The organism is Gemella sp. zg-1178, assembly GCF_018790995.1.
Classification (GTDB): Bacteria; Bacillota; Bacilli; order Staphylococcales; family Gemellaceae; genus Gemelliphila.
This window is the reverse complement of sequence record NZ_JAHKEI010000003.1, coordinates 65,478-73,848: the sequence shown is the minus strand read 5'-3', so window position 1 is coordinate 73,848 and position 8,371 is coordinate 65,478. Positions and strand designations below refer to the sequence as shown.

General features: G+C 28.4%; 9 protein-coding genes and 1 rRNA gene. 7 read left to right on the top strand and 3 right to left on the bottom strand.

Translation table 11 applies throughout. The features are described 5' to 3' along the window. The first annotated feature begins 21 nt into the window (after positions 1-21). From rrf to KMP12_RS01235, 3 genes are all read left to right on the top strand, one after another. Positions 22-136 (top strand): 5S ribosomal RNA (gene rrf / locus KMP12_RS01245). A gap of 95 nt (positions 137-231) precedes the next feature. Further along, a complete protein-coding gene (locus KMP12_RS01240) occupies positions 232-372 on the top strand; it encodes a hypothetical protein (protein WP_215755929.1) in 141 nt (46 codons plus the stop codon). 23 nt (positions 373-395) lie between these two features. Then, the gene (locus tag KMP12_RS01235) at positions 396-1,598 is read left to right on the top strand and encodes a hypothetical protein (RefSeq protein WP_215755928.1); all 1,203 of its coding nucleotides are present in this window, start codon (positions 396-398) and stop codon (positions 1,596-1,598) included. 124 nt (positions 1,599-1,722) lie between these two features. Here KMP12_RS01235 and KMP12_RS01230 read toward each other — a convergent pair whose 3' ends face one another. The 3 genes from KMP12_RS01230 to KMP12_RS01220 all read right to left on the bottom strand — a co-directional run bounded on the left by KMP12_RS01230 (position 1,723) and on the right by KMP12_RS01220 (position 3,996). Further along, positions 1,723-2,031, bottom strand: a complete 309-nt coding sequence (locus tag KMP12_RS01230; RefSeq protein WP_215755927.1) for a PTS sugar transporter subunit IIA — start codon at positions 2,029-2,031, stop codon at positions 1,723-1,725. 6 nt (positions 2,032-2,037) lie between these two features. Next, the gene (locus tag KMP12_RS01225; RefSeq protein ID WP_215755926.1) at positions 2,038-2,334 is read right to left on the bottom strand and encodes a PTS sugar transporter subunit IIB; all 297 of its coding nucleotides are present in this window, start codon (positions 2,332-2,334) and stop codon (positions 2,038-2,040) included. 66 nt (positions 2,335-2,400) lie between these two features. Continuing rightward, positions 2,401-3,996: a solute:sodium symporter family transporter gene (locus KMP12_RS01220; protein ID WP_215755925.1), complete on the bottom strand. Its 1,596-nt coding sequence runs from the start codon at positions 3,994-3,996 to the stop codon at positions 2,401-2,403. Between the two features lie 303 nt (positions 3,997-4,299). On the opposite strand from KMP12_RS01220, the gene iolE reads away from it, so the two are divergent. From iolE to KMP12_RS01200, 4 genes are all read left to right on the top strand, one after another. Continuing rightward, positions 4,300-5,202 carry a myo-inosose-2 dehydratase gene (gene iolE, locus KMP12_RS01215; protein ID WP_215755924.1) on the top strand — a complete coding sequence of 301 codons (903 nt, stop codon included), beginning with the start codon at positions 4,300-4,302 and terminating at the stop codon, positions 5,200-5,202. A 16-nt stretch (positions 5,203-5,218) separates the two neighbouring features. Then, complete coding sequence (locus tag KMP12_RS01210; RefSeq protein ID WP_215755923.1) at positions 5,219-6,250, top strand: Gfo/Idh/MocA family protein; 1,032 nt, start codon at positions 5,219-5,221, stop codon at positions 6,248-6,250. 11 nt (positions 6,251-6,261) lie between these two features. Next, a complete protein-coding gene (locus KMP12_RS01205; protein WP_215755922.1) occupies positions 6,262-7,278 on the top strand; it encodes a Gfo/Idh/MocA family protein in 1,017 nt (338 codons plus the stop codon). Between the two features lie 123 nt (positions 7,279-7,401). Further along, a complete protein-coding gene (locus tag KMP12_RS01200; RefSeq protein ID WP_215755921.1) occupies positions 7,402-8,190 on the top strand; it encodes a DeoR/GlpR family DNA-binding transcription regulator in 789 nt (262 codons plus the stop codon). Positions 8,191-8,371 lie beyond the last annotated feature (181 nt).

Here is an 8,371-nt window from a genome sequence, read left to right as displayed (position 1 = left end):
ATAATATATATAAAGTTTTCGTCTGGTGGCGATAGCAAAGAGGACACACCTGTAACCATACCGAACACAGAAGTTAAGCTCTTTAGCGTCGAGGGTAGTTGGTCTTAGAACCTGCGAGATTAGAACGTTGCCAGGCTTTAGAGAACCCTTATGGGTTCTTTTTTTGTTTTATTGATTTGATTTTATAAAAAAAATAGTGTAACATTATACTATATAAATGGAGGTAATATTATGTATCTTGAAGATGAAAAATTATTAACTATAACTCAAAAAAATAAAAAAAGTATATTAGAAGCATTAGAAAAAATAAATTCTACATTTAATGAACTTAATATAAAGGTAGCTTATATTAATTATGATAGAATATACTAATATTAGTATTATAAGGGGATTACATGCTTTATATAGATAAAAAATTTTTAAATCATATAAAAAAAAATATAACATTTTATTTTCTTTCTACAGTAAGTATTTTTGCTTTATCTATTAGGTTGATTTCTATTGATTATATTTCAGGTGATATGAAATTTTTTTTATTACCTTGGTATTATGAAGCTATAAGATTAGGAGGTATAAAATCTATAGGATATGAAATAGGTAATTATAATATACCTTATCAATTTTTTATAAGTTTATTGTCTTCTACTTCAATAAATCCTATAATAGGATATAAATTATTTTCAATATTTTTCGATTTTATTTTAGCTATAGCTATGGGTATATTAATTATGGAATTTGTTGAAAAAGAAAAAATTAAATACTTTACTTATATGTACAGTATAGTATTATTATTACCAACAATATTTTTTAATTCTGGTTTTTGGGGACAAGCTGATTCTATATACGTTTCATTTATAATAATATCTTTAATTTTATTTAATAAAAAAAAATTTAACTTATCATTTTTAGTTTTAGGAATAGCATTTTCTTTTAAATTACAAACAATATTTATTTTACCTACCTTTATTTATTATTATTTTATAAATAAAAAATTTAGTATTATAAAATTAGGATTTTTTACATTTTTAGGTATGTATATCTTATGTATACCTGGATTTATTTATGGTAGAAGTTTTCTGGATCCAATTAAAGTTTATTTAGGACAAACAAAAGAGCCTTATATATGGATTAATTTTCCAAGTTTATGGTCATGGATAGCACCAACTTATGAAGCTAGCTATATTCAAACAATAAGATACATTTCTATTTTGTTGTGTGGGATGGTTTTATTATCGGGAATATATTACATTGTAAAAAATAATATAAATATTAATAACAATAAAGTATTTATGCTGTTAACTATATGGACAGTTTATACATGTTTAATATTTTTAACAGGTATGCATGATAGATACGGATATTTATTAGATTTACTTTTTATTGTTATATTATTTTTAGAAAAAGAATTTGCAATTTTTGGCATAATACCTTTTTTTATAGGTTTAATAACTTATGTTAATTATTTATTTTTCGATAGTGAATATATACCTGAATACATATTTAAAATGCTATCTTTATTATATCTAATAAATTATATATTACTTACCAATAAAATTTTAAAATATACTTTGATATATAGAGATAAAAATCAGCTATAAAATGAATATTATATAGTACTTAAAGAATTATTAGAAATTATGTTTTCTAGATAGTATAAATTTAATAAAAAAAGTATTTTCTTATATAAATTAGAAAATACTTTTTTATTTTTTTGTTAGTGTTTTATAATAATTTTTTGTAAAGCTCGATAAATTCTTCTGTAATAGTTTTTAACAATTCAACGTTCATTAATTGGTCTTCTGCATGAATAAGAAGTAAGTCAATAGGAATATCTATTCCTGAAGCAAAAGATTGAAGTAATTTAGAATGTTCTTTATGAGCTTGAACAGAATAAGAAATACCTTCTTCTAATAGCTTATTAGCACTTTCAAAATTTGATATTTTTGCTTCTTGTATTGCTTCTATAAAATTGCTTTTTGCTAATCCTGCATAAGTAATCATTGTCATTGAAATTTTAGTATTTTTTGTCATAATATTTTATTTTATAATTTGATCAATAAATTCTAAGATTGCTAAAACATCGTGGTTTAAATAAGCGTTTGGCTCTATAACTTCTACAGGTGAGTTTGTTTTTTGACAAATATTTCTTCTTGCAAATGCAACCTGAGGTGAAAGTAAAACAACGTCAGCTGTTTTTAATACTTCATCTGCATTTGTTGCTGGAGTTGCTACGATATTATAATCTAGTTTTTTTAAAGATACCTCTTCTTTAAGGTTACGAACAAGTAATGTATTAGAAATTCCAGCTGTACAAATAATAACAATTTGTTTCATATAAATAACTCCTTTTTTTTAATTTGAAATAATATATAATTTCTTAAATTAATTATTTAATAAAATTTATTTAGCTAGACCAAGAGGAGAGAATAGTAAGTATGTAGCAACTACTGTTACAACAACAACAGTACTTACTAAATATCTATTTTTCCAAGGTGTTAGGTCTAATTCGCTACTATAAGTGTTAAAGTCAAATTCTTCAGTTCTACCATATTTACTAAATGTTAGTAATATTATAAGATCTAGGAAGAATAAAACACTTAAAACATATAGGAAATGGATATTACTTAAGTATACTTTTGATAAACCATATAGTAGTATATGAATGAAAAATGTCCATTTTGCTCCAGAAGCAGAAACTCGTTTTGCAAAGAATCCTGCAAGAATAAGAACTAATAGAGGCATATTGTAAATTCCATTAAACTCTTGAACAACAGCATAAAGACCTTGAGGGAATAAAGCTATTAAAGGAGCAATTATTGTTGTTAATACACCGATAGCAAGAGTTACTAGACGACCAATACGAGTTATTTGCCTTGTATCTTTATTTTCTCCAAATATAGGTTTATAAATATCTAGTGTAAATAGTGTAACTGTGCTACTTAGTGAACCTACAAAAGAAGATAAGATAGCTCCAAATATAACAGCTCCAAAAATTCCAAGTGCCCATTGTGGCAAGATGTGTACAATCAAAGTAGGGTAAGCATCGTCAGGATTTGTAACCTTATCTCCTACCATATTAAAAGCTAAAATACCAGGAAATACCAAGAATAATGCACCAAAAATCTTGAAGAAACCTACAGTTAAGGCTCCTTTTTGAGCTTCTTTTAAATTTTTAGCAGCAAGAGCTTTTTGTACGATCATTTGATTGCTACACCAGAAAAATAGGTTATTGAATAACATACCAAAAAATAGAGTAGGCCAAGGAACAATTTCTGAATCTATGGCTCCAATTGAATTTAATTTTTCTGGACTATTTTGTACAATATGTTCAATACCAGCTAAGAAACTGCCATCACCTAAAATGATAAGTCCAATAACAGGAATAGCTAAACCTCCAACAATCAAACCAACCCCGTAAATTGTATCACTATAAGCTCCAAGAGACATTCCGCCCAGTAGCAGGTATAAAATTCCAACAGCTCCGATGAATGATGAAATTACAACAACAGAAGCCCCACTAGAAATTCCTAAAATTTGATCTACCCTAAAAATCTTATTGAATACTAATGATCCAGAATACAATACAACTGGTAAAAAGGAAACTATATATGTAAACATAAATAAGACTGAAACAACACGCTTAGTCATTGTATCATAACGAACTTCTATGAAATCAGAAATCGTGTTGATACCATATTTAAAGTATCGTGGAAGGAAGACAAGAGCTAAAACTACAAGAGTTATAGCGGCAGTTACTTCCCAAGCCATAACTTCCATACCTACTTTAAAAGATTGCCCATTTTGACCAACAATTTGTTCGGTAGATAAGTTGGTCATAATGATTGTAGATGCAATAGCAAAAGAAGTTAAACTCCTACCCCCTAGGAAATAACCTTCCTCGTTTGTACTATCTACAGTGCTTTTACTCCTATTATAGGCATATAAAGCAACAAAGATAATAATAACTAAAAATGAAATAATTGAAAATAATCCCATTATATGGAACCTCCTAAAAATATTATTAAGGTTTCGTTACAATCAAAATATAATCAAAACTTAACCTTTGATATATATATATTAAAATAAAAATAATTTTTTGTCAACGTTTACTAATTAAAAAATAAAAATTTTTTCTATATATTACAGTGTAAGGTTGTGCTAAAACAAAGAATTTATTGTGTTTTTTTGATTTTATTACATGTATTTTTACAGTTGACAACGCTTTAATAAATGTGTATAATTTTAATATAAGTTAATAAAAACAAACTCAAAATATAATCAAAATAAGGAGGAAGAAATGTGTCTTACGAGGTTACGAATATAAAATATGGAATTGCTCCAATCGGATGGAGAAATGATGATATTCCAGATATAGGAAAGGAGAATACCTATAAACAAATTTTAAGTGATGCAAAATTAGTAGGTTTTGAAGGAACGGAGATAGGAGGATGTTATCCCGCTTGCCCTGATGAATTAAATAAAGAGTTATCTTTAAGAAATATGCGTATAGCAGGACAGTGGTTTAGTGGTTATTTAATTAGAGATGGACTGGAAAAGTCAATTGAAGATTTCACGAAACATTGTAGTTTTTTACAAGCAGTAGGAGCAGATGTTGCAGTTTATTCAGAGCAAAGTAGAAGTATTCAAGGCATGACGGATGTTTGTGTTTATACAGAAAAACCATTTTATACAAAAGAAGAATTTGAATGTTTGGCAGATGGTTTAAATGTTTTGGGGAAAATAGCAAATGATCATGGTTTAAAATTGTGTTATCATCATCATATGGGAACAGGAATACAAACTTTAGAAGAAACACGTAAACTAATGGAGTTGACAGATCCAACTAGAGTTTATTTATTATATGATACAGGTCATATTTACGTTTCTGATAGAGAATATATGCCTTTATTAAAAGAATTTAAAGATCGTATTGGGCATGTTCATTTTAAAGATGTTCGTCTAGAAAAGTTAGAAGAAGCAGTTAAAGAAAATATGAGTTTCTTAAATTCCTTTTTACATGGTATTTTCACTGTTCCTGGTGACGGCTGTATTGACTACAGAGAAGTTTATGAATTTTTAGTAGATATGAATTATAGGGGTTGGATTGTTGTTGAAGCAGAACAAGATCCTAAAATAGCAAATCCTTTAGAATATGCGATAAAAGGATATAACTATATGCAAACATTAAGAAAATATAAATAGAGAGGTAAATAAATTTATGATAAGAGTAGGAATTGTAGGATTAGGAAAAATAGGAGAAGATCATTTAAACCGTATCCAAAATCGCATATCAGGTATGGAAGTTACTGGTTTGTTTGATGTTGTTGAAAATCGTTGTGAAGATTTGATAGAAAAATACCATCTTAATGCAAAAAATTTTGATAGCTATCAAGACTTAGTAGAGTCTGATCAAGTTGATTTAGTAGTTGTTACAGCCATTAATCAGTTACATGCAGAAGTTGCTATTGCTGCTTTAAACGCTAATAAGTATGTATTTGTAGAAAAGCCACTTGCAATGACACAAGAAGAATGTTTAGAAGTTATGAAAGCCGAAGAAAAAACAGGTAAACGTATGTTACAAGTAGGGTTTATGCGTCGATACGATCCTGGCTATCAAACTTTAAAACAATATATAGAAAAAGGGGAAATAGGAAAACCTCTTATGGCACATTGTCGTCACTTTAATACTTATTTATCTCAACCGAAAAATTATGTTAGTAGTCAGGCAATTGTAGAAACTTTTATTCACGAAATTGAAATTATGCATTGGTTATTAGATGAAGAATATAAGAGTGCAAAAGTGTATTTTCCAAAAAGAGCAGCTGTTACTAATGAATATAATACACCTCTTCAGGATCCTCAAGTTGTTGTTCTTGAGACAGAATCTGGTGTAAATATTGTAACAGAAGTGTTTGTAAATGCTTATGGATATGATATTCACTGCGATATAGTGGGAGAGTTAGGAATGGCACAATTACCTGCAGTACCAAGCGTTGTATTAAGTAAAGCTGCTAGAAGAAGTACAAGCATTTTAACAGACTGGAAAGAAAGATTTATAGCTGCTTACGATGTAGAATTTCAAGATATTGCAGATCGTCTGAATGCTTCAGAAGAATTAAATGGACCTTCTTCATGGGATGGTTATGTGTCAGCGGTAACATCTGATGCCTGTATCCTTTCTCAACAAACAGGACAAACAGAAAAAATAGAATTAATAACAAAACCAGATTTTTACAAACAATTTAATTAAGGAGAAACCATATGTTAAGAGTAGGAATTGTTGGATTGGGAAGAATGGGGAAAACACACGCTCAAAATATGGTGAATCATATACCAGAAGTAAAATTGGTTGCAGCATGTAGTATTTTTGAAGAAGAGTTATTATACGCTAAAGAGTATTTAGGTGTTGAAAACACCTATTCTTCTTTTGAAAAAATGATAGATGAAGCCAAGTTAGATTTTGTTGTTATTGCAGCAGGAGCTGATGTTAGACCTTCAATGATATGTTACGCTATGGAAAAAGGAATTCACACATTTGCAGAAAAACCACTTGGATTATCAGAGGAAGATATAAAAAAAGTTGTAGAAGTTGTAGAAAAATATAAAGATAGAGTGAAGTTTCAAGTTGGATTTATGAGAAGATTTGACGCTGATTATCTATATGCTAAAGAAAAAATAGAAAGTGGAGAAATAGGAAGCATAGTTTATATTCGTGCGTATGGAATAGATCCTAGTAGCGGACTGGATTCTTTTGTTAATTTTGCCAAAAACAGCAATAGCGGTGGTATTTATCATGATATGGCTATTCACGATATTGATTTGATTCGTTGGTTGACTGGTTGTGAATTTTCTAAAGTTTGGGCTGTTGGTGCAAACTTTGCACGTCCAGAATTAGACGAGGTTGGAGAATTAGAAACAGGAATAGTTCAAGCTCAATTAAATAATGGAGCAATGGTTCATTTGGTTGTAGGAAGAAATGCCCCGCATGGATATCAAGTAGAAACAGAAATTATGGGAACAAAAGGTTGGTTACGTATAGCGGGAGTTCCAGAAAAAAATTTATTAACTATTTATGATCATACTGGGGTAAGAAGAGAATGTTCGGCAAATTTTCCAGAAAGATTTAAAAAAGCATTTATAGAAGAAATTGTTGGATTTGCAAGGTGTATCAAAGAAAATAGAAATCCACAAGCAAGTGCACAAGATGGTCTTATAGCTACAAGAGTATCTCTTGTTTGTCAACAATCATTACAAGAAGGCATAATAAAGGAATGTTAATAAAGAGAAGTAGACTTTTAGAAAGATTTTTAGGTCCCAACTTATCTATGTATATATTTTCAAAACATAAAGAAAATTTTATAAAATTATAGAGACTAATGTGGATGAAAGAAGGTAAGAATTATGAAATCTAAAAGAATATATGAAATGGAACACTACATTCATTTACACAAAAAAGTGTCTCTAAGTGAATTGGAAGAAAAATTTCAGATATCCATTAATACGGTTCGCCGAGATATTAAAGAGTTGTTAAAAAAAGAAGTAATAAAAAAAGTTTATGGGGGAGTAGAATCTATAAAAGATGGTATTATTCAAACAGAAGATGTATTAATTGATATTGAAAAACGCCACCATACAAAACCAAAAGAAAAGCAAAACATTGCAAAAAAGGCTGCTACTTTTATTAGGGATGGCGATACAATATACATTGATTCTGGAACTACAACTCTGGGTATTTTGGATTATTTATCACAGGATATAAAAATTACAGTTGTTACGAATAGTTTACCAGTGATTAATAAGGCAGTAAAATTTCCCAATGTTGATATTATATTATCGGGAAACAAGTATCTAAAAAGAACAAGCTCCTTCACTAAATTAGGAACATACTCTATATTAGAACGATTAAATGTTTCTAAAGCTTTTATGGCAGCAACAAGTGTATCCATAGATAATGGTGTAATGAATGCAACAATGGAAGAGTATGAACTTAAAACAAAGGTAGTTTCAAAGACTAAAGAAAAATATTTACTTGTTGATTGTTCAAAATTTAACAAATTAGGATTTATTACATTTGCAGAATTGACTGAATTTAAAACAATTATTACTGATAGTTTAGATGATGAACTTATGAAACAATTCGCACAGTTAAAAAATATTACATTTATAGAAACAGCGAAAGAGGAAGTATAACAAAAATTAGATGATTTTTTTTATTAATGTGTTATTATATTTGGAAAATTCTAAAATAAAATATTCATGTTAATATATTTACACAAAAAAAACAAAAAACGATGAAAGAGCTTGTTTAAAAATACAAAACATGATAAAATAAAATTAATTATTGAGTATATGTTTATCAACTTTTGATAAC